Origin of the sequence: Clostridioides mangenotii TR, from assembly GCF_000498755.1 — a bacterium.
In the GTDB taxonomy this organism is placed as follows: Bacteria; Bacillota; Clostridia; order Peptostreptococcales; family Peptostreptococcaceae; genus Metaclostridioides; species Metaclostridioides mangenotii_A.
The window spans coordinates 47,758-70,373 of record NZ_AXUS01000013.1; the positions used below are offsets into that span (position 1 = coordinate 47,758).

General features: G+C 32.6%; 28 protein-coding genes. 27 read left to right on the forward strand and 1 reads right to left on the reverse strand.

Features of this window, described 5'->3' with window-relative positions; all coding sequences use genetic code 11:
- Positions 1-51 precede the first annotated feature (51 nt).
- From T473_RS0108030 to T473_RS19420, 8 genes are all read left to right on the forward strand, one after another.
- Positions 52-843, forward strand: a complete 792-nt coding sequence (locus T473_RS0108030; protein ID WP_024621448.1) for an amino acid ABC transporter substrate-binding protein — start codon at positions 52-54, stop codon at positions 841-843.
- Between the two features lie 42 nt (positions 844-885).
- On the forward strand, positions 886-1,497 hold the full coding sequence (locus T473_RS0108035; protein WP_024621449.1) for an amino acid ABC transporter permease: 612 nt from the start codon (positions 886-888) through the stop codon (positions 1,495-1,497).
- Positions 1,498-1,507: 10 nt separating this feature from the next.
- Positions 1,508-2,176, forward strand: a complete 669-nt coding sequence (locus T473_RS0108040; protein WP_024621450.1) for an amino acid ABC transporter ATP-binding protein — start codon at positions 1,508-1,510, stop codon at positions 2,174-2,176.
- Positions 2,177-2,539: an arsenate reductase family protein gene (locus T473_RS0108045; protein WP_024621451.1), complete on the forward strand. Its 363-nt coding sequence runs from the start codon at positions 2,177-2,179 to the stop codon at positions 2,537-2,539. It begins immediately after the preceding gene.
- A gap of 191 nt (positions 2,540-2,730) precedes the next feature.
- Positions 2,731-3,105, forward strand: a complete 375-nt coding sequence (locus T473_RS0108050; RefSeq protein ID WP_024621452.1) for a GntR family transcriptional regulator — start codon at positions 2,731-2,733, stop codon at positions 3,103-3,105.
- A 1-nt stretch (position 3,106) separates the two neighbouring features.
- Positions 3,107-3,970 (forward strand): ABC transporter ATP-binding protein, encoded by an 864-nt coding sequence (locus T473_RS0108055; RefSeq protein ID WP_024621453.1) that lies wholly within the window; start codon positions 3,107-3,109, stop codon positions 3,968-3,970.
- Positions 3,963-4,364, forward strand: a complete 402-nt coding sequence (locus tag T473_RS19415) for an ABC-2 transporter permease (protein WP_024621454.1) — start codon at positions 3,963-3,965, stop codon at positions 4,362-4,364. The genes T473_RS0108055 and T473_RS19415 overlap by 8 nt, the downstream gene beginning before the upstream one ends.
- Positions 4,319-4,651, forward strand: coding sequence for an ABC-2 transporter permease (locus T473_RS19420; protein ID WP_077065780.1), 333 nt, complete (start codon positions 4,319-4,321; stop codon positions 4,649-4,651). Before T473_RS19415 ends, T473_RS19420 begins: the two co-directional genes overlap by 46 nt.
- 127 nt (positions 4,652-4,778) lie before the next feature.
- On the opposite strand, the gene T473_RS0108070 is transcribed toward T473_RS19420, so the two are convergent.
- A complete protein-coding gene (locus T473_RS0108070) occupies positions 4,779-6,776 on the reverse strand; it encodes an oxidoreductase (protein ID WP_024621456.1) in 1,998 nt (665 codons plus the stop codon).
- A gap of 280 nt (positions 6,777-7,056) precedes the next feature.
- Here T473_RS0108070 and T473_RS0108075 point away from each other — a divergent pair, with 280 nt between their 5' ends.
- The 19 genes from T473_RS0108075 to T473_RS0108160 all read left to right on the forward strand — a co-directional run bounded on the left by T473_RS0108075 (position 7,057) and on the right by T473_RS0108160 (position 22,406).
- The gene (locus T473_RS0108075) at positions 7,057-8,187 is read left to right on the forward strand and encodes a 1-propanol dehydrogenase PduQ (protein ID WP_024621457.1); all 1,131 of its coding nucleotides are present in this window, start codon (positions 7,057-7,059) and stop codon (positions 8,185-8,187) included.
- Between the two features lie 218 nt (positions 8,188-8,405).
- The gene (locus tag T473_RS0108080) at positions 8,406-8,756 is read left to right on the forward strand and encodes a BMC domain-containing protein (protein WP_024621458.1); all 351 of its coding nucleotides are present in this window, start codon (positions 8,406-8,408) and stop codon (positions 8,754-8,756) included.
- Positions 8,757-8,758: 2 nt separating this feature from the next.
- A complete protein-coding gene (locus tag T473_RS0108085) occupies positions 8,759-9,199 on the forward strand; it encodes a EutP/PduV family microcompartment system protein (protein WP_024621459.1) in 441 nt (146 codons plus the stop codon).
- Positions 9,200-9,266: 67 nt separating this feature from the next.
- Positions 9,267-9,842 (forward strand): ANTAR domain-containing response regulator, encoded by a 576-nt coding sequence (locus T473_RS0108090; protein WP_024621460.1) that lies wholly within the window; start codon positions 9,267-9,269, stop codon positions 9,840-9,842.
- A complete protein-coding gene (locus tag T473_RS0108095) occupies positions 9,835-11,268 on the forward strand; it encodes a sensor histidine kinase (RefSeq protein WP_051365891.1) in 1,434 nt (477 codons plus the stop codon). The genes T473_RS0108090 and T473_RS0108095 overlap by 8 nt, the downstream gene beginning before the upstream one ends.
- Before the next feature lie 109 nt (positions 11,269-11,377).
- Positions 11,378-12,811, forward strand: coding sequence for an ethanolamine ammonia-lyase reactivating factor EutA (gene eutA, locus T473_RS0108100; protein WP_024621462.1), 1,434 nt, complete (start codon positions 11,378-11,380; stop codon positions 12,809-12,811).
- Between the two features lie 17 nt (positions 12,812-12,828).
- Positions 12,829-14,193 carry an ethanolamine ammonia-lyase subunit EutB gene (locus T473_RS0108105; RefSeq protein WP_024621463.1) on the forward strand — a complete coding sequence of 455 codons (1,365 nt, stop codon included), beginning with the start codon at positions 12,829-12,831 and terminating at the stop codon, positions 14,191-14,193.
- 11 nt (positions 14,194-14,204) lie between these two features.
- A complete protein-coding gene (gene eutC / locus T473_RS16485; RefSeq protein ID WP_330369428.1) occupies positions 14,205-15,053 on the forward strand; it encodes an ethanolamine ammonia-lyase subunit EutC in 849 nt (282 codons plus the stop codon).
- 53 nt (positions 15,054-15,106) lie between these two features.
- Positions 15,107-15,760: an ethanolamine utilization microcompartment protein EutL gene (gene eutL, locus T473_RS0108115; RefSeq protein ID WP_024621464.1), complete on the forward strand. Its 654-nt coding sequence runs from the start codon at positions 15,107-15,109 to the stop codon at positions 15,758-15,760.
- Between the two features lie 4 nt (positions 15,761-15,764).
- Complete coding sequence (locus T473_RS20235; protein ID WP_024621465.1) at positions 15,765-16,472, forward strand: BMC domain-containing protein; 708 nt, start codon at positions 15,765-15,767, stop codon at positions 16,470-16,472.
- Positions 16,473-16,474: 2 nt separating this feature from the next.
- Positions 16,475-17,944 (forward strand): acetaldehyde dehydrogenase (acetylating), encoded by a 1,470-nt coding sequence (locus T473_RS0108125; protein ID WP_029791635.1) that lies wholly within the window; start codon positions 16,475-16,477, stop codon positions 17,942-17,944.
- Between the two features lie 94 nt (positions 17,945-18,038).
- Positions 18,039-18,323, forward strand: a complete 285-nt coding sequence (locus T473_RS0108130; RefSeq protein WP_024621466.1) for a BMC domain-containing protein — start codon at positions 18,039-18,041, stop codon at positions 18,321-18,323.
- 85 nt (positions 18,324-18,408) lie between these two features.
- On the forward strand, positions 18,409-19,188 hold the full coding sequence (locus tag T473_RS0108135; protein WP_024621467.1) for an ethanolamine utilization cobalamin adenosyltransferase: 780 nt from the start codon (positions 18,409-18,411) through the stop codon (positions 19,186-19,188).
- A gap of 9 nt (positions 19,189-19,197) precedes the next feature.
- Positions 19,198-19,821 (forward strand): ethanolamine utilization phosphate acetyltransferase EutD, encoded by a 624-nt coding sequence (gene eutD, locus T473_RS0108140; protein ID WP_024621468.1) that lies wholly within the window; start codon positions 19,198-19,200, stop codon positions 19,819-19,821.
- 17 nt (positions 19,822-19,838) lie between these two features.
- Positions 19,839-20,210 carry a hypothetical protein gene (locus tag T473_RS19115; RefSeq protein ID WP_242825890.1) on the forward strand — a complete coding sequence of 124 codons (372 nt, stop codon included), beginning with the start codon at positions 19,839-19,841 and terminating at the stop codon, positions 20,208-20,210.
- Entirely contained in the window at positions 20,153-20,533 is a 381-nt protein-coding gene (locus tag T473_RS19120) for a hypothetical protein (protein ID WP_242825891.1), read from the forward strand. The genes T473_RS19115 and T473_RS19120 overlap by 58 nt, the downstream gene beginning before the upstream one ends.
- 10 nt (positions 20,534-20,543) lie before the next feature.
- Positions 20,544-20,816, forward strand: coding sequence for a EutN/CcmL family microcompartment protein (locus T473_RS0108150; RefSeq protein ID WP_024621469.1), 273 nt, complete (start codon positions 20,544-20,546; stop codon positions 20,814-20,816).
- A 28-nt stretch (positions 20,817-20,844) separates the two neighbouring features.
- A complete protein-coding gene (gene eutH, locus T473_RS0108155) occupies positions 20,845-21,936 on the forward strand; it encodes an ethanolamine utilization protein EutH (protein ID WP_024621470.1) in 1,092 nt (363 codons plus the stop codon).
- Positions 21,936-22,406, forward strand: coding sequence for a cupin domain-containing protein (locus tag T473_RS0108160; protein WP_029791636.1), 471 nt, complete (start codon positions 21,936-21,938; stop codon positions 22,404-22,406). Before eutH ends, T473_RS0108160 begins: the two co-directional genes overlap by 1 nt.
- Positions 22,407-22,616: the final 210 nt, after the last annotated feature.

The window sequence follows — 22,616 nt, forward strand, 5'->3', positions numbered from 1 at the left end:
AAAATTAGAAGTTAAAAAATTTATTAAAAAATTGATAATGGAGGAATAATTATGAAAAATATATTTAAAAAATTATGTATTTTAACTGCAATAGTAGTGCTAGTAGGAAGTATGGTAGGTTGTTCTGGTAAAAGCGATAAAGCTGCAGATAAAAATGATAAAAAAGAAATAGTGGTTGGATTTGATAATACATTTGTACCGATGGGATTTTTAGATGAAAAAGGTGAAACAGTTGGTTTTGATATAGATCTTGCAAAAGAAACTTTTGAAAGAATGGAAAAGGATGTTAAGTTCCAGCCTATAGATTGGTCGATGAAGGAAACTGAAGTTAATTCAGGAAATGTAGATGTGCTGTGGAATGGTTACTCTATAACTGATGAGAGAAAGAAGAAGATTTCTTATACAGACGCATACCTTCAAAATAAACAAATAATAGTTACGATGAGCGATTCTGATGTAAAGACTAAAGCTGATTTAAAAGATAAAGAAGTTGGCACTCAACAAGGGTCTACAGCATATGACGCAATCGAAAAAGATAAAGCATTTATGGAAACTTTAAAAGGTGGCACTCCAGTGCTTTACGACACATACGACAAAGCTCTTAGAGACTTAGAGATAGGCAGAACAAGTGCAGTTGTCGGCGATGAAGTTTTAGTTAGATATTATATGAGCCAAAAGGGTGAAGAAAAGTACAAAGTGCTAGAAGAAGACTTTGGACTTGAAGACTATGTAGTTGCAACAGCAAAGGACAATAAAGAGCTTAGTGATAAGATAAATGAGAAAATCAAAGTAATGAAAGACGATGGGACTTTCGAAAAGATATACAAAAAATGGTTTAAATAAGATTGGTAAATTTAGACAGATAATTTATGAGGGGGCCATATTATGTTACAAGGTTTGGGAATAGTTTTAGCGATATTTTTAATAACACTTATTGTATCGATACCGCTTGGCATTTTAGTTACATTTTTAAGATTGTCTAAAAATAAGCTGGTAAGTGGGATTACACAGTGTTATATACTTATAATGAGGGGCACACCACTGCTTTTACAAATGATAGTAATATTCTACGGCTTGCCGCTTATAGGTATAACTTTTGATAGGTTTACAGCAGGTATTATAGCCTTTATATTAAATTATGCAGCCTATTTCGCTGAAATATTTAGAGGTGGAGTCCAGTCTATAGATAGAGGGCAGTACGAAGCCTCAAAAGTACTTGGATTTGATAAAGTTACCATGTACAAAAGAATAATATTTCCCCAAGTTTTAAAGAGAATACTTCCTCCTGTTTCAAATGAAGTTATTACTTTAGTTAAGGATACATCTCTAGTGTATATACTTGGGCTAAATGATATTTTAAGAATAGCTCAAATTGCCATGAACAGGGATGTAAGTTTGATTCCGCTTTTTCAAGCAGGTGCTATATACCTAATATTTGTGGCAATACTTACAAAAGGATTTGAACTTTTAGAAAAAAAGTTTATGTACTATAAATAGGGGGTAAAATATGTTAAAGGTAGTGAATTTAAATAAGTCTTTTAAACAAAATAGGGTTCTTAAAGATATAACCTTCGAACTTGAAAAAGGTGAAGTAGGAGTATTATTAGGTAAATCAGGTGCAGGTAAAACTACTATTTTAAGATGTATCAACGATCTTGAAAAATTTGATAGTGGCGAGATAATTATTGATAATAAAACGATAAAGTCCAGTAAAGATATGGCGGAGATAAGGGGACAAATAGGAATGGTATTTCAAAATTTCAACCTATTTCCACACATGACTGTACTAGAGAATATAATAGAATCGCCTGTTAATATTTTTAAAGCGGATAGATATGAAGCAGAGAAAACTGCAAAAGAATTACTGAAATTAGTGGATTTAGAGGATAAATTAGACGCATATCCTTTTGAGCTATCTGGAGGGCAACAGCAGAGAGTTGCAATAGCCAGATCGTGTGCACTTATGCCTAAAGTACTGTGCTTTGATGAACCTACATCAGCTTTAGATTCAGATACGATTCAGAGAGTTGTAGCTATTATAAAAAAACTAAAAGACAAAGGTATGACTGTTCTTATAATAACTCATGATGTCGCTTTTGCAGACAGTGTAGCTGATAAAATTATCAGTATTAAAGATGGAGTAGTTGGGGACATAAAGCTTAAGGAGGAAATTTAAATGATTAAATTATACGGATATTCAAAATGTTCAACAGTTAGAAAAGCTAAAAATTGGCTTGATGAAAACAATATAGCTTACGAAGATATAGATATGGTTAAAGTTCCACTTTCAAGAGAAGAGATGGAAAATATTTATATAACTAGTGCTTTAGAAATAAAAAAATTCTTTAATACAAGTGGAATGAAGTATAGAGAATTAGGTCTAAAAGATGTAGTAAAGACAGAGCAAGCAGATAAGCTTTTAGATATTCTTGTAAGTGATGGAATGCTAATTAAAAGACCAATGCTATTTGATGGTAAGAAAGTACTTCTTGGTTTTAAAGAAGAGGCATGGAAAGAAGCGTTGTTGTCTCAAGACTAATTGATTGAATGCATTGGAGCATGAAGTGAATAAACAATAAATAGGTAAAAAAAGAAGATAGAAAAGTGATTATATTCAAAATTAGATTGGATATAATCACTTTTTTTATTGACTTTTTATATTTGCGCTGTTATTATGTGTATATAAAGTATATATACAGTATACACAGTTGAATTAGGAGAGGTGAAAATTTGAATATTAATATAAGTAATTCATCATCAGTTCCGTTGTATGAGCAGATTCAAAGTCAGATAAAGTCTGAAATAATCTCTCTGAATATAAAGCCTGGTGACGTATTACCATCTATAAGATCGCTAGCAAAAGAATTGAAAGTAAGCATAATAACTACAAAAAGGGCTTATGAAGAACTTGAGAAAGAGGGGTTTATCCAAATCGTTGCCGGCAAGGGAACTTTTGTTGCTAACCAAAATTCAGAAAGACTAAAAGAAATAGCTAAATACGAGATAGAATGCAAACTTGAAGAAATTATTAGGCAGGCAAAAGCAGTAGATGTGAGCTTTGAAGAATGGATAGAAATTTCAAAGAATTTATTTGAGGAGGTATAACATGGATGCAATAAAAATAAATAATTTGAGCAGAAAATTAGGAAAGTTTGAATTAGAAATCAATGATTTAAATATAATGAGTGGATTTATAACTGGTTTTATAGGTCCTAATGGATCTGGGAAAACAACTACAATAAAATTAATAATGAATATGATTAAAAAGGACAGCGGATCAGTTAAGATTTTCGGAAAAGAGTTTTTAGAGGACGATATATCAATTAAATCGCAAATTGGATATATATCGGATAAACCAGGTTTTCTAGAGGAATCAAAACTATCCGACCTTAAAAGAAACATATCGAGATTTTATAAAAATTGGGATGAGGGCTTATATAATTCTTATATAGAAGAATTCGGTATAGATGAAAGCAATAAATATCAATCTTTATCAAAGGGACAACAAAAGAAGTTTGAACTAGCTTTAGTTCTTTCACATCATCCAAAGCTTATAATTCTTGATGAACCAACAGCAAATCTAGACCCACTATTTAGGAACAGATTTTTAGAGATACTTCAAGAGAGAATTGATGTTGACGATTCAACTGTATTTTTGTCTACACATATCACTTCTGATTTAGACAAAGTGGGAGATTACGTAGTATTTATATATGATGGCAAAATAATTTTATCAGGAGTAAAAGATGAAATACTAGAAAAACACTGTAAAATTAAAGGCAAAAAAGAACTATTAGTTTCAGAAACTGAAGATTTATTTATATACATTGATGAAAATGAATTTGGATTTGAGGGTATTGTAGACGACAAAAATAGATCATACGACTTTTTTGGAAATGAAGTAGTTTACGATACTGTAAATTTAGAAGATATATTAAGATTCTATGTGGAGGCGAGAAGACATGAATAATGTTATGAATATTACAAAGCTAAGCTATACTAATCTATGGTCTATGAGAAAAATGTTAGTATCAATTTTAATATTTATTCCTATCAGTGCATTAAATCTATTTATACTTAACATGATAATTCCTATAACAGTATATAATTTTACTTACCAGGTTATGGCTTATGAAGATAAAGACAGTATAGACACATTAATTTCTTATTTACCAGTCACAAAAAAAGAATACATTTTGTCAAGATATGTATTAGCATTTATAAATTTACTAATTGGTATAACATTTTTTACATTAGGATACATATTTATATTAATGGTAAAAAATACTCTTTTGTCTTTGGCATACAAATTGATATTATGGACTTTGGATTTCAAACAACATATCTTCAACAAGGCGTATTAGGGGTTATAACAGCAATTCTTTCAATTAGTGCTTTGATACCATTTATAATTAAATTTGGGTCAATAAAGGGTAGATATATATCGATGTTTGTAGTAATGATATTTTTATTTGGAGCTATAGCTTTACAGGAAAATATCGACAATGTGATTACACAAACACTAATATCTCTTAACAATATTAACCTAATATTATTGACTGCACTCATCACTATTGTAGTTCTAACAATATCATATATATTATCAAAAATGATGTATAAAACTAAAGAAGTTTCAAGTGACAATAAATAAAAAACGATTTGAGATAAAATAATATATCCGACTACATTACAGCCTTTAGTTCAAGCTGTGGTAGTCGGATATATTATTTTATCTCAAATAGCTTTTTATTTATTGACACTATATTAAATTATCCACTTTATATATTTTTAGCAACTTCATAAGCATCCCACACAGCATACATTATATTACTTACCATATTAGCATCGCCAATTAAATGAATATCGTCTACATCGTATTTTATTTCGTTGTATAATTTATTTTGAGGAGAATATCCAATTGCAAGCACTATACTATCGGCATCTATTTCTTCTTCAATACCATTAGAATTTAGAATAAACCCTATATCAGTTTTTTTGCTTATATAGGAGTTGGATCTTACTTCGATTTTCTTGTATTCAATAAGTTCCAATAGCATGTCTAAATTGGCATGACATAGAGGGGCGTTGAGTTTAAGTATATCGCTCATTTTTTCAACTATAGTTACTTTCTTACCTTGCTCATGTAGCCAAAGGGCTGTTTCGCATCCAACAAGTCCTCCACCTACGATTACAACAGAATCTCCTACATTTTTTTTAGAAAGAAGAGCTTCTTCGGCTGTATATATATTTTCGGCTTGATCGATATCGATAAGTTTTGGGTCTGAGCCTGTAGCTAAAACTACAGTATCTGCATTATAAGATTTTATATTGTCTTTATTTACTTCTGTGTTTAATTTAACATCAACTCCTAATTCGTCGAGTTGAAGTTTATACCAACTTACTAGGTTTCTATCGTCTTCTTTAAAATCAGGAACACCGCCAGGAATAATATTTCCTCCTAGTATATTAGATTTTTCGAGTAGTGTAACTTTGTGACCTCTAATAGCAGAAACCCTTGCAGCTTCCATACCAGCGATTCCTCCGCCTACGACAAGAACATTCTTTTTATCGAAGGCTTTTGCGATAGAGTATTCATTTTCTCTACCACATGCAGGGTTGACAGCACATGAGAGTCCAGAGTAAGCGGCAACTCTTCCCATACAACCTTCTTGGCAAGATAGGCATGGACGGACGTGATCGAATTTTCCAGCACTTATTTTGTTCGGTACCTGAGGATCGGCAAGAAGAGGTCTACCAAGACCGATCATATCAGTTTTACCTGATAATATAGAGGCGCTTGATAGATCTGGATTTTCCATTCTACCGGCAGTAATTATAGGCACATCTACTACTTTTTTAAGTTTTTCATTAAACTCTAAGTACATTCCTTTTTTATGGTACATAGGTGGATGTGACCAATACCATGAGTCGTAGCTTCCAACATCACCGTTTAAAGCATCGTATCCAGCGTTGACTAAGATTTTAGCAGCTTCTATACCTTCTTCTATATCGCGCCCTTTTTCAACGAACTTTTCACCTGGAAGCCCGCCTTTTCTCCAGTCTTTAATAAAACTTTTTATACTGTAGCGAAGTGATACCGGGAAGTCTTCGCCGCATTCTGATTTAATTGCTTTAACTATTTCACATGCAAAGCGAAGTCTATTTTCTAAAGAACCGCCGTACTGATCTGTTCTGTTGTTAAAAAAGGATATTGCGAATTGGTCTAGTAAATATCCTTCGTGAACAGCATGTATTTCTACACCATCATAACCAGCGTTTTGAGCAACCTTAGCTGCTTCTGCAAATTTATTTATGTAAATATGAATTTCATCAATTGTCAGTTCTCTACAAGTCACATTATCTAGCCATCTGTGAGGTATTGGGGATGGTGCAACAGCTATATCTCCAACTAAGCTAGGTATAGAAACTCGTCCAAATCCAGCTGTAAGTTGTAGGAAAACCTTGGCACCGTAGGCATGAATTCTCTCTGTCATAATCTTGCTTGTCTTAACAAAATTTAATGGATTTAGAGTAGCACAAGGCATAGACGGCATAACACATTTTTCGATGTCGTTTTCAACATATGTAACACCAGTCATTATAAGCCCTGTTCCACCTTTAGCTCTTTCTACATAGTACTCCACACCTTTTTCGTTATAAGTTCCATCTTCATTGCAAAGTCCAGCAGGTCCCATTGGAGCCATAACAAAGCGGTTTTTAATTTCTAACGATCCAATCTTTATCGGTTCAAAAAGAATTTTGTGTGTTTCCTTCATAAACAATTCCTCCTAGAATATTATAGTAGTAAAGTTGAGTAAAATTAAAATTTTAACAGACTCACTTAAATTGTATAGAAAATGCAGCATAACTTCAATTAAATATAAAATCAAATAGTAGTTTATAATAAATAAATATAGTACGAAAAAATTATTATATTGACAATAATTATCTGAACTAGTATATTTATAGTATCAAACACAATGATGTGTTTACGAGAGCAGCGAAGCTCCATAGTATAACTATGGGGCTTTTTTGCATTTTTAAGGGAGGTCGCTAATGAAAAATTTTGAATTAAAAACAGAGATAAAATTTGGCCTTGGCTCATTAGAAGCACTGCAAGAGATTCAAGATAAAAGCGTATTGATAATAACAGATCCATTTATGGTGGAATCGGGGAATATAAATAAGATAGTTGAAAACTTAAAAGAAGCTACATATGAAATATTTAGCGAAATAGTTCCAGATCCACCTATAGAGACTATAGTTAAGGGAGTTGAAGCTTTTAATAAAGTTGACCCGAATGTGATAGTTGCAGTGGGTGGTGGATCTGCTATAGATGCAGCTAAAGCTATAATGGATTTTTCTAAAAAAATATTAAATAAAACATATGTAGAATTTATAGCTATACCAACTACAAGTGGTACAGGGTCAGAGGTAACATCATTTGCAGTTATAACAGATAAGCAAAAAGGGGTGAAATATCCTCTAGTTTCTGATGATTTACTTCCAGATATAGCAATTTTAGATCCAGAACTTGTAAAGACAGTGCCTAATTTTATAACTGCAGATACTGGAATGGATGTACTGACACATGCGATAGAGGCTTATGTCTCAATAAATGCAGATGATTTCTCAGATGCTTTTGCTGAAAAAGCTATAAAACTTGTATTTAAATATTTGAGAAGAGCTTATAATGACGGTGAAGATATAGAAGCAAGAGAAAAAATGCACACAGCTTCTTGTTTGGCAGGACTTGCATTTAACCACGCTTCACTTGGAATAAACCATTCCATAGCACATGCTCTAGGCGGCAAGTTTAAAATACCACACGGAAGAACAAATGCGTTATTGCTTCCACATGTTGTAGAGTACAATTCGGATATTAAAAATAATGCTGGCGGAGAGTATTCTATTGCTGCACAGAAATATTACGAAATAGCAAAGCTTTTAGATTTTAATTCTACTAATATAAGAGTAGGTGTAAAACGTCTAATAAATGAGATTAAATACTTACAAAATGATATGAATATGGTTACAACTTTGAGAGAATGTGGTATAAAAGAGAAGGATCTATCAGCATTTGAAGATGAAATTGCGGTAGCAGCATTAAATGATACTTGCACTAAGACAAATCCTAAGAATCCTACACACAAAGAGATAGTAAGTATTATAAAGAATCTTATCTAGCAAATAGTGCTAAGTATTGAAAATAATACAAAGGGAAAACCTTTTAATTTTATTCTAAAAATATTGACAATTATAAACATAATATTTATAATGATAGTAAGTTAAATAATATATCACAATGGAGTGATATTAGAGTAGAAAAGCAATGGGGCTTCTTGAAGACAATGATATTTTGTCTTTGTGGAGCCCCTATTTAATTTTAGAAAGCAGGGAAAATTTTGAGTGAAGATAATGTACAAAGGGTAATACAAGAATATGTTCCTGGTAAACAAGTTACACTTGCTCATATAATAGCAAATCCGAGTGAAGACATATATAAGAAGTTAGGCCTTGTCCTAGATAAAAAAGATGCTTTAGGGATTTTAACGATAACTCCTAGTGAGGCTTCTATAATAGCTGCAGATGTAGCAACTAAGGCTTCGGGTGTCGCTCTAGGTTTTATAGATAGATTTAGTGGATCATTAGTTATAAGCGGTGACGTAAGTTCTGTTGAATCGGCTCTAGACGAAGTTTTAATGGTTCTTGGAAATATGTTGAGTTTCTCATCTACTAAGGTTACAAGGACATAAATATGAAAAATGTAATCTTTATGGGAAAAACAGGAAGTGGGAAGACTACACTATGCCAAAAGCTAGATGAACTAGAACTTGAATACAAAAAGACACAATCAATAGAACTATACAATGATGCAATAGATACACCAGGTGAATATATGGAGAATAGGACACTGTATAACGCACTTATGACTACCTCGGTAGATGCAAAAATAATAGCTTTAGTGTATGATTGTACTCAGGAAGAGAATTATATAGCACCAGGATTTGCAACAATGTTTAATAAAGAAGTAATAGGCATTATTACAAAAATCGCCATAGCTACAAAAGCAGAGATAGATTTAGCATTTGAGCAATTAACTATGGCAGGAGCTAGTAAAATCTTTAAAGTAGACACAATAGAAGATATAGGAATTAAAGAACTTCGTTCTTATTTAAAAATAAAGAATAAAAAATAGTTTTTTAAATAAGCTAATGCTATGGAATCTAATGTATCTATGTACATTCTTAATTGAGGTGGATAATATGAAAAGAAAAATATTATTAGTCGACGATGACCCGCTTATAAGGGCGGATATTAAAGATATGCTACTTGACAGAGGATATAATATAATTGGTGAAGCTTGCGACGGTTTTGAGGCAGTTGAAGAGTGCAAGAAACATAGTCCTGACCTAGTTATACTCGATATAGACATGCCAATATTAGATGGAATAAAAGCAGGTAAGATAATCAATAAGGAAAATCTTGCTGGAGGAATACTTTTGTTAACATCTTTTGATGGCGATGAGTATATAGAGAAAGCTAAAAGCATAGGAGCTTTTGGATATATAGTAAAGCCACCCAATGAGAAGATAATTATACCTACGATAGAGATGTGTTTATCTAAAGTTGAAGAGTTTGAAAAAATGAAAAAAAATTTAGACGATATAAATTCTAAATTAACAGAAAGAAAGATAATAGAAAAGGCAAAGGGCATACTTATCAAAGAATATAGCATAACAGAAGAGGATGCGTATTCACGAATTAGAAAGCTTAGTATGGATAAGAGAACTACTATGGTGGAAATCTCAAAAACGATTATAATAGGTTATGATGCTTAATATAGATAAGTCAATCAGAGAAATCTGCAAAAGAGAAACATCTTTAAATGAGATAGAGATTGATAAGATAATAGAAGTATCTAAATCCATACAATTTATGGCAGATTTTTACGAAAGTGATGTATTTGTAGATGTACTCGGTAAAAAGATGTCTGAAGCGTTTGTAGTAGCCCACAGTATGCCTGAAAATAAATCTTTATACAGTGAAAATATAGCAGGAAAACCTGCATTACAAGAGAATGAACCAGGGGTTATAGAAGTATTTCGAACTGGTAATTTAAAAAGAGATATTAAAGCTTTAACACAAGAGTACAAACTAGTAAAGCAGACTATTCAGCCTATAAATTTAGAGGACAAGACAATAGGAGTCATAATAGTAGAAAAAGATATAAGTGAAGATTTAAAAGAAGATTTTAGTATAATGAATTCTGTTAAAGATACAAGTTCTTACAACTTTATAAACTTGTTCAAAAATAACGACTTTTTTATAGATAATTTGAACTCTTCAATACTTGTATTCGATGAGAATGGCTACTTAAAGTTAAAAAATAAAAATGCTGAAGAGCTGTACAGAAATTTAGGGTTTACAGATGACATAATAGATAATCATTACGATTGGTTGACTCTTGAAAATGATGAATTTGAAGCATTTAAAGACGAGGATTATGATACAAAAGAAGTTTACATCGGCGATATGTACTTGTCTATTAAAAGTATACCAATAAAAGATGGTGTATTTAAGTTGGCAAAGGTGATTCAAAATGTAACTGAATTAAAAAAGAAAGAAGCAGAACTCGTTTTAAAATCGGTAGCTGTTAAAGAGGCTCACCATAGAGTGAAAAATAATCTATACACAGTAATTTCTCTACTTAGAAAACAAAGTAGATTATCTAAAAATGAAGAAGTGAAAAGCTGTCTTGACAATACTGTTAATAGAGTATTTGCAATACTATCTACACACTATTTACTGTCAAAAGAAGTTGACAATAAGATATCTATAAAGGATGCTATTGATCTGCTTATTAGCAATATACAGGGTGGATATAGCGACAACAAAGATATAAATATATATATATCAGGAGATGATTTCGAAATAAGTGGCGATAAAGCAACTTCACTGTTACTGGTAATGAATGAAATCATTCAAAATTGTTTTGATCATGCTTTTGAAGGTCGAGACTGTGGGAATATACAGATACTGATTAATCAAGAAGAAAAATTTAAGAACATAGCGATAGCCGATGATGGAATTGGTCTAGATGAAAGTAAAGTAAACAATGATAGTTTAGGTACTTTCATAATAGAAAGCTATGTCCAACAAGTATTAAAAGGTGAAATTGTAAGACAATCAAATAAAAATGGTACAAAAGTACTTATTAAGATACCAAAACAGATAACTAATCTACAAAGTAGTAGTTTTAATTAAGCAAAGGGGCTTAAGGTTATTGATAAATGAGGTTGTTATCCTCTATTTATCATAACTTTGAGCCCCTTTGCTTGTTTACAACATACTTTGTACTCTTGGAGGTGAATATGTGAAAGAAGAATTACTTAGCGTTGGTATCGATATCGGTACCAGTACAACTCAACTTATATTTTCTAAGCTTACAGTAGAAAATACAGCTTCAAACTTCTCAGTGCCTAGGATAAGTATAGTGGACAAAGAGATAGTTTATAGAAGTAAGGTATATTTTACACCTTTAATTTCAACAACAGAAATAAATGGAGAAGAAATTAAAGAGATTGTAGAGTCTGAATATAAGAAAGCAAATATAGACAAGGATGACATACAGACTGGAGCTGTAATAATCACTGGTGAGACAGCAAGAAAAGAAAACGCCAATGATGTTTTACATGCACTCAGTGGATTTGCAGGAGACTTTGTTGTCGCAACTGCGGGGCCAGATCTTGAGAGTATTATTTCAGGGAAAGGTGCAGGTGCACATATATATTCAAAAGAACATTCTACTACTGTTGTAAATATAGATGTAGGCGGTGGAACAAGTAACCTATCGCTTTTTAAAAGAGGTGAAGTAGTAGATACAGGATGTTTAGATATTGGTGGAAGACTAATAAAGGTCGATGTTGCAAGTAAAGAAGTCACTTATATCTCACCGAAAATTGAGACTATTATCGAAGATAAAAATCTAAATATCCGAGTAGGAACAAAAATAACAAAAGATAATATAAATCCAATCGTAAATATAATGAAAGACATTATAGTGGAAAGCATCGGACTAAAAGAAAAAAGTGAATTATTCGATTTTCTAGTTACTAATAAGTCTATTTCACTAGATGAAGATATAAAAAATGTATCATTCTCTGGAGGAGTTGCCGACTACGTTTATTACGATGGTTCTATAGATGATTATTTTAAATATGGAGACCTAGGTATTTTATTAGGACAAGCAATAAAAAATTGTGAAGAACTGAGAAATATCAATGTAATAAAGCCGCTAGAAACAATACGTGCAACTGTTGTTGGAGCAGGATCTCATACAACTGAGGTAAGTGGAAGTACTATTACTTACACTAATGATGCTTTTCCAATTAAAAACTTGCCGATTTTAAAACTTTCAATGGATGAAGAAAGCGGTAACTCGAAAGAACTAAGCGAATCAATTAAGACAAAATTAAATTGGTTCAAGCTAGAAAATGATCTTCAAAAAATTGCAATAGCAATTAATGGACAAAAAAATCCGAGCTTTGAAAAAGTTACAGAATATGCTAAAGGCATTGTCGATGGCATGAGTGAAATAGTAGAGAAAAAACTGCCGTTTATCGTGATTGTAGAAAACGATATGGCTAAAGCACTAGGTCAATCCATATATGCGTTGTTAAATTACAAAACAGATATAGTATGTATAGACAGTATTAAGGTTGAAAATGGAGACTACATCGATATAGGAAAACCTATTGCGGATGGAAAAGTTTTACCAGTGGTAATAAAAACATTAGTTTTTAATTAATAAATGGAGGTATACACATGATTTTAAAGACTAGATTATTTGGACACACATATCAGTTCAAAAATTTATATGATGTAATGGCGAAAGCAAATGAAGAAAAATCAGGTGATAAGTTGGCAGGACTAGCGGCTGAATCCGCAGAGCAAAGAGTAGCAGCAAAGGTAGTTTTATCTAATATTACTCTTGCTGATATAAGAAACAATCCAGCTGTTGACTACGAAAAAGATGAAGTAACAAGAATTATACAAGATGCTGTAAATGAAAAAATTTATACAGATATCAGAAACTGGACTGTTTCAGATTTAAGAGAATGGTTATTAGACAGCGATACTACAGGAGCTGATATTAGAAGAATTTCTAGAGGATTAACTTCTGAAATGATATCTGCAGTAGCTAAACTAATGTCAAATATGGATTTAATCTATGCAGCTAAAAAGATTAAAGTAACGGCTCATTGTAACACTACCATAGGTGAAGAGGGAACTTTATCAGCTAGACTTCAACCAAACCACCCAACTGATGACCCAGATGGAATTATGGCATCGCTTTTAGAGGGACTTACTTACGGGATAGGAGATGCAGTTTTAGGTCTTAATCCAGTAGATGACTCAGTTGAAAGTGTAACTAAAGTATTAAAGAGATTTGAAGAGGTAAAACAAAAATACGAAATCCCTACTCAAAACTGTGTACTAGCACACGTTACTACACAGATGGAAGCTATAAAAAAAGGAGCTCCAGCAGACCTTATATTCCAATCAATAGCTGGATCTGAAAAAGGAAATGAAGCTTTTGGTTTTAACGGTCAAACAATAGAAGAAGCTAGACAATTAGCTTTAAGAGAAGGAACAGCTACTGGGCCAAATGTAATGTACTTTGAAACAGGACAAGGTTCAGAACTTTCTTCAGAAGCGCATCACGGAATAGATCAGGTTACGATGGAAGCAAGATGTTATGGATTTGCTAGAAAATACGAACCTTTCCTAGTAAATACTGTTGTAGGATTTATAGGACCAGAGTATCTATACGATGCAAAACAAGTAATGAGAGCAGGTTTAGAAGACCATTTCATGGGTAAACTTAGTGGACTTCCAATGGGAGTTGACGTTTGTTATACAAACCACATGAAAGCAGATCAAAATGATATGGAAAATCTAGCAGTTCTATTAACTACTGCAGGTTGCACATACTTCATGGGTATACCACACGGAGATGATGTAATGTTAAACTATCAAACTACAGGATACCATGAAACAGCATCGCTTAGAGAGATGTTTGGACTTACAGCAATAAAAGAGTTTGATGCTTGGCTTGAAAAGATGGAATTCTCAAAAAATGGTAAGTTAACTAGTAGAGCTGGAGACGCATCTATATTATTAGGATAGGAGGTTTTGTGATGAATGAAAAAGAGTTAAGAGGTTTAGTTGAACAACTTGTTGAACAAATGGCTGGGAATATTGATGTAGATAAGATTCAAGACACTATAAAAAATGAGTATGTAAGTGAAGTTGATAACGATGGATGTATCGATGATATAACTGAAATAGATATTAAAAAACAATTACTTGTAAAAAATCCTAAAGATGCAGAAGCTTATTTAGATATGAAAGCAAAAACTCCTGCAAGGTTAGGAATAGGTAGAGCTGGTGCGAGATACAAAACTGATACTGTTTTAAGATTTAGAGCAGACCATGCAGCAGCACAAGATGCAGTATTCTCATATGTAGATGAGGATTTTGTAAAAGAAAACAATTTATTCGCAGTAGAGACACTGTGTAGAGATAAAGATGAATATCTTACTAGACCAGATTTAGGTAGAAGATTTTCTAAAGAAACAATAAATGCAGTTAAAGAAAAATTAGGAACTAAACAAAAAGTATTACTTATGGTAGGAGATGGACTTAGTTCAGCTGCTATAGAGGCAAACTTTAAAGACTGCGTTGAGTCAATAAAGCAAGGTCTTAAGATGTATGGAATTGAAACTGGAGAAATACTTTTTGTAAAACACTGTAGAGTTGGTGCTATGGATCAACTTGGTGAAGAATTAGATTGCGAAGTAGTATGTATGCTTGTAGGAGAAAGACCTGGCCTTGTAACTGCAGAATCTATGTCTGCTTATATAACATATAGACCTAAAATAGGAATTGCTGAGGCAAAAAGAACTGTTATATCAAACATACACAAAGGTGGAACAACTGCTGTTGAGGCAGGGGCACATATATCAGAACTTATAAAACTATGTTAGATAAAAAAGCATCTGGAATTGACCTAAAATAATTAGTTAGGGGAGTATAGAATATGAAAAATGATGTAATTCGCCCAAATATATTGGGAACAAAGATAATACCAAATATATCTGTAGAAATGGCAGAAAAATTAAAATTAAAACCACATCAAAAAAGTTTAGGACTTATAACTTCTGACTGTGATGACGTGACTTATACAGCTTTAGATGAAGCAACTAAAGCATCAGAGGTAGATGTTGTATACGCTAAATCAATGTATGCTGGTGCAGGAAGCGCATCGACTAAGATAGCAGGAGAAGTTATTGGAATTATAGCAGGACCTAGTCCAGCAGAAGTAAGAAGTGGTCTAAATGCAATAGTTGATTTTATGGAGTACGGAGCGTCATTTATAAGTGCAAATGACGACGATTCTATAGTTTACTACGCGCATTGTGTATCTAGAACTGGAACTTATCTTTCTGAATTAGCTGGAGTTAAAGAAGGTGAAGCATTAGCTTACCTAGTAGCACCACCATTAGAATCAATGTACGCTTTAGACGCCGCTCTAAAAGCTGCAGACGTAAAACTTTGTGAACTATTTGAACCTCCTACTGAGACAAACTTTGGAGGGGCATTACTTACAGGATCTCAATCAGCTTGCAAGGCAGCGTGTGACGCATTTGCTGAAGCTGTTAAATCAGTAGCAGAGAATCCAACAGGATTTTAATTAAATGAAATCTTTAGGATTAATTGAAGTTATAGGTTTTGTTTCGGCTGTAGAGGCGAGCGATGTTTGCTTAAAAGCTGCAAATGTTAACCTTTCAAGAATTGATAGAGTCGGCGGCGGTATAGTCACTGTAAGTATAGTTGGAGATGTAGGAGCAGTAAAAGCTGCAGTAGATGCTGCTCAGATAGCTGTAGAAAGAATAGGAACACTGAGATCAGCTCATGTAATACCGAGATTAAACTCAGATGTAGAAGAATATTTATTTAAACCTAATAATGATGAACCAAAACATAAAATTGATGAGGTTAGCTCAGACTCTAAAAAATCAGAAGATACTATAGAAGAAATAGAAACATTAGAATCAAATGAAATTGCAGAGTTTGAAATAATAGAGTCTCAAGAAGTGACAGAGATACAATCAGTTGAAGCGGATGAAGTAGCTGGAAAACAAGAAACAGCTGAATTGGAAATTGAAATAACTAAATCAGAGGCAGTAAAAGAGTTAGACACAATCAATTTAAAAGAAGAGGTTCAAGAAAAAGATACAAGTAAACTTGAAAAAGAAACTTCAGATTTATCTAAAATCAGTGTTAAAGAGCTTAAGGCAAAAATAAAAACACTTGATCCTTCGATAAGTACAAATACTTTAAAAAGGATGAAGAAGGAGGAGCTTGTAGAGTTTATTGATAAGATGAATAGAGAGGATAAATAGTTATGGAACTTGTAGATAGAGACTTAATTTCAATACAAGAGGTCAGAACTCTTGTTAAAAAAGCTAAGATTGCTCAAGAAAAATTAGCTAAGTTAGATCAAGATCAGATAAATAAAATAGTAAAAGCTATTGCCGATGCTGCGTGTGAAAACGCATCTAGATTAGCAAAGATGGCTAATGAGGAAACAGGCTTTGGTAAATGGGAAGATAAGATAGTAAAAAATACCTTTGCTTCTCAAGGAGTTTATGAATATATAAAAAATGAAAAAACTGTAGGAATAATTGGAGAGAATCCAGCGGAAAAGACTATAGAGATAGCTACTCCACTAGGAGTTATAGCAGGATTAATACCTTCTACTAATCCTACTTCTACAGTAATATATAAAACATTAATATCAATAAAATCAGGAAACACTATTGTGTTTTCACCGCATCCAAATGCTAAAAACTGTATTATTGAGACAATTAAAGTAATAAATGATGCAGCTAAAAGCGCAGGTTGCCCAGAAGATGCAGTACTTTGTATAACTACACCTACTATGCAGGCAACAAGTGAGCTAATGAAGCATAAAGATACAGCTATGATACTAGCTACTGGTGGAGAAGCAATGGTTAAGGCTGCATATTCATCAGGAACACCTGCAATAGGAGTAGGGCCTGGAAATGGACCAGCTTTTATCGATAAGAGTGCAGATGTGAAATTAGCTGTAAAGAGAATTATAGATTCTAAGACTTTTGACAATGGTGTAATTTGTGCATCAGAACAATCTATAGTAGTAGAAAAAGCTATGGAAGAAAAAGTTGTAAAAGAGTTAAAAGATCAAGGTGCACATTTACTTACAGATGATGAAAGTAAAAAACTATCTAAATTTATATTAAGAGCTAATGGAACTATGAATCCAAAGATAGTTGGTAAAAGTGTAGCTCAGATATGTGAACTTGCTGAACTTAAGGATGTACCAAAAGGATCTAAGATATTAGTAGCTAGAGAAACTGGAGTTGGCGCTAATGTAGCATATTCTAGAGAAAAGCTTGCACCAATACTTGCATTCTATGTTGAAGAAAATGTAGACAGAGTAGTAGATAGATGTAGAGAAGTATTATTAAATGAAGGAGCAGGTCATACTTTTTCAATGCACGCAAATGATGATGATTTAGTAAGAAAATTCGCTTTACAAATGCCTGTATCAAGAATAATGGTAAATACTCCTTCAGCACTTGGTGGAATTGGAGGATCAACAAATCTAGTTCCTGCACTTACACTAGGATGTGGTGCAATAGGTGGTAGTTCTACATCAAACAATATAGGACCACTTGATCTTATAAACATCAAGAGAGTTGCCTATGGAGTTAAAGAAATAGAAGAACTAAAAGGTAACAAAGCTAGTTCAGAAAATCAACTATTAGATTCAGTTGGAAAAGATGAGCTAATAGATTTACTTGTAGAAAAAATAGTAAAAAAATTAGTTTAGTAAGTTAAGCTATTAAATTAATTAAGCAAGTTAATAAATATGTTAGTAATTTAAATTAAAATAAATAATATAAAAAATTTTGGAGGAAATAGATATGGCAAACGCAAACGCATTAGGGATGATAGAAACTAAAGGATTAGTAGGAGCTATAGAAGCTGCAGACGCAATGGTTAAAGCAGCAAATGTTCAATTAGTAGGTAAAGAGCAAGTTGGCGGTGGTTTAGTAACTGTTATGGTAAGAGGAGATGTAGGAGCAGTTAAAGCCGCTACAGATGCAGGAGCAGCTGCAGCTGAAAGAGTAGGAGATCTAGTATCTGTACACGTTATACCAAGACCACACTTTGAAGTTGATGCAATACTTCCAAAAGTAACTGAATAATATTGGATTAAATTTTAAAATCTAACAAAAATGTGCTACTTATTTCTAGTAGCACATTTTATCCATCTGATAGGAGATGAGATAGATGGGAGTTATAACAGAAGCGGAAATAAGAAAGCAAATTAGTAAAAATAAAGAACTTAAAACTTTCTATATTGAAAGAGGTCAGATTGTGACTCCATCTGCAAAATCATATTTATCCGAAAAAAATATTGAGATAAAGTATATGGATGATAAAGAAGATTTTAACAATAATATAGGCAAAGATAATAATGACGATGAAAATGGAAAAATTAAAGAAGAATCAGTAAAAAAGTACAAGTATACTACGGTATTCGGTGGGCATATGGCAGAAAAACCAGAGCATATGACTCAACTTAATGGTAATTTACTCGTATTTAAAGACCATAAAAGGATTATTTTAAGGGGAAAACTTGATTCACTTGAAACAAAGATATTAGAATCTCAGATTATATGTATAAAAAATGGTATGGAAAGTTTAGCAAAAGACTTGGATGAAGTACTTTCATTTATAAGAACCATCTTAAGATGTGAAGTATTAGATGAGCCATTAGAAGAATTTACTTTACTTGGGCTTACTACAAAAGAGCTTAGAGAACAGTCTCATTATCCTAAGAAGTACTTTGGAATAGACCATGAATATATAAGCTATAAAATGGGTGAAGTAGTAGTATCTATAAATAGCATTAGAACTTCAGTTAGAGAAGTTGAACTCTCATTATATGAAGCATTTAAAGGTGAATACGGCCAAATAGAGAGGGAAGATTTAATGAAAGGTCTAAATAGACTATCTTCTCTATGTTGGATATTAATATACAAAGTAAGAACTGGTGAATACAAGTAAGGAGATTTTATGGAAAATATATTAAATGAAATTGTTGAAGAAGTTTTAGCTAAAGTAAAAAAAGAAGCGTTTATTGAAGTAGAGGCATCTGGAAGACATGTACATTTAAGCAGAGTAGATATGGAGGCTTTGTTTGGTTCAAACTATGAGCTTACAAAGGCTAAAGACTTATCTCAACCTGGGCAGTACGCATGTAAAGAAAGAGTGACAATCACTGGGCCAAAAGGAAGTATAAAAAACGTTATAGTTTTGGGTCCATGTAGATCAAATACACAAGTAGAAGTTTCGCTTACAGATTTAGCATCATTAGGTCTTAAAGCTCCTGTTAAACAAAGCGGAGATTTAGAAGGAAGTCCTGGACTAAAAATTTCTGCAGGAGATAATGAAATAAGTATAGACAGAGGTCTAATAGTAGCAAAGAGACATATACACATTACGCCAGAGGATGCTACAAAGTTTGGTGTACATGATAATGAAGTAATAAATGTAAAAGTTTTCGGAGATAGACCTCTTGTATTTGAAGATGTTGTAGTTAGAGTAAATGCAAATTATAGAACGTATATGCATATTGATTACGACGAGGCAAATGCTTGTGGCTTTAAAAAAGGTACTGTGGCAAAAATAGTAAAGTAACCTCTAGGAGGAGAAATATGTTGAATTACGATTATCTAGTAAATAGTATAGTAGATGAATTATATAAAAAAATAAACGACTTAGATATAAGCGTCAAACCAAAAGCAGTAGTACTTTGGCCAAACAATAAAGAAGAATTAGAGACTTTAAAAGATAAATTTGAAGTTGCTGAATTTAGCGATGAGATAAGGGACTGTGACATAGTTGTTGTATCAAGACTTTGCATGCGCGGTCTATGTAACTTGGCATCAGGCAACAGTACTTCAGATGAGGAAAGATTTATTTTAAAAATGCTTATGAAGGGCAAGAAGTATTTGTCCTTCATAACAACTTGGAGTACAAAAGATATAAATCTACGGCACCAAAAGCTCTATACAATAAATATGTAGAGTATGAAGATGAAATATGTAAATACGGAATAAAATTAGTAGAAGATTTATCTTGTATAACTCTAGATAAAGATGTTAGATCGAATAAAAGCTACACTGAGAAATGTATTGTTGAAAGTCCAGTAAAATACATTGATAGTGCCAAAGAGAACATAGCGATTAAATCTCTTGATTTAAGTGCAAAAAAATTAATTTCTGAAAGTGATCTGAGAAAATATAAATCAAATGACCTACAGGAATTAATAGTAAACAAAAAAAGTATAATAACTCCACTTGCAAGTGATTTTGTAAGAGTACATCACTTGAATTTGATTAGAGTTTAAGGAGTATATCATGGAGATAGGAAAAGTTGTAGGAAATGTATGGGCGACTAGAAAAGACGAAAAGTTAAGTGGACAGAAACTTTTGGTCGTAAAACTATTAAAAAGCAAAAGTGAATATAAAGATGGATTTTTAGTCGCAGCAGACAATGCAGGTGCAGGTAATGGTGATTTAGTTTTAATCACTAAAGGAAGTGCAGCCAGAGAATCTCTAGAAAAAAAATTAGTACCTGTAGATGCGACTATAGTAGGAATAATAGACGAGTTAGAGGTAGATGATGAGTAAAAAATCTTAACTTAAACGGAGGAAAATTATGAGTATAAACGAAATCATAATTTACGTAATGGCAATATTTATGGCACTTGGAGCGATAGACAAGTGTATCGGGAACAAATTTGGTTTAGGTGAGCAGTTTGAAGAGGGAATCGTAGCTATGGGTTCTCTAGCTGTATCAATGGTTGGGATAATATGTCTAGCACCAGTTCTAGCAACTGTACTAAGCCCTGTAGTAGTACCTTTATTTGATTTTTTAGGAGCTGACCCAGCAATGTTTGCAGGAAGTATACTAGCAAATGATATGGGTGGAGCATCACTTGCTATGGAACTTGCAAAAGATCCAAATGCAGGATTATTTGGAGGACTTATAATTGGAGCTACAATGGGGGCTACAATAGTATTTATAATACCAGTTGCACTAGGAATTATAGAAAAAGAAGATCAAAAGTTCCTAGCTACAGGAGTATTAGCCGGAATAATAACTATACCAGTAGGAGCATTTGTAGGTGGTTTAGTGGCTGGATTCCCAATGATGATGGTTATAAAAAATCTAGTGCCAATAATATTATTCGCAATTATTATTGCAATAGGATTAATGAAATTTGAAAATGCAATGATAAAAGGATTCACATATTTCGGTAAAGGCGTAGTAATAGTTGCAACATTAGGACTAGCAGCAGGAATAATAGAAGCCTTAACAGGAGTAGTAATAATAAAAGGAATGAATCCTATACATGATGGTATAGCGATAGTTGGAGATATAGCACTAGTATTAGCTGGAGCATTCCCACTAGTTTTCGTAATAACTAAAGTATTCAACAAACCACTTATGGCACTTGGTAAAGTATTAGGAATAAACGAAAAAGCAGCAGCAGGATTAGTTGCGAGTTTAGCTAACTGTATACCAATGTTAGGTATGATGAAGGATATGGATAACAAAGGTAAGATTATAAACGTTGCTTTTGCAGTATCAGCAGCATTTGTATTCGGAGATCACCTAGGATTTACAGCAGGATTTAGCCAAGAGATGATAACTCCTATGATAGTATCAAAACTAGTTGGAGGTATATCAGCAGTACTTCTAGCCATGTTTATCGCTAATAAGACTATTAAAAAGGAGAACGCATAATGGATATGAATAATATAGATAAGAGTGTACTTGAAAAATTAGTAAGAGAGATACTAGAGGAAAAGTTAAGTTCTTCAAAGGATGGAGTTGACTTTATCAGAAATAAAGATAAAAGTGGAATAACATCAATAAAACTTCCTACTGTTAAGGTAGATGAAAGCAATAGACTAGATACAGGAAATTCTAATGATGTAGTTTACACAAAAGATTTATTTACACTAGAAGAAAGTCCAAGACTTGGATGTGGTGTAATGGAGATGAAAGAAACTACTTTTGATTGGACTCTTGATTACGATGAGATAGATTATATAATAGAAGGTACGTTGGACATAATGATAGATGGAAGAAAAATATCTGCCAGTGCAGGAGAGCTTATATTAATACCTAAGGGAAGTAAAATACAGTTTTCTGTAAAAGACTACGCTAGGTTTATATATGTAACATATCCAGCAGATTGGGCAAATAATTAAACCAGTAATTGCATAAATAAATCCTAATATTGATATTTTGTTTTTAGAAGAAATATAAAGATTAAATAGAGGTGTATTGTCAGAAATAACTGTCGATTCACCTCTATTTTTATGTATCTATAGATAGACGCACCTATATCTTTCATGTAAAATAAAAGTATAGATTAATTGACTATATAAAGTATAAATGAGATGTGTAAATGTGGAGAT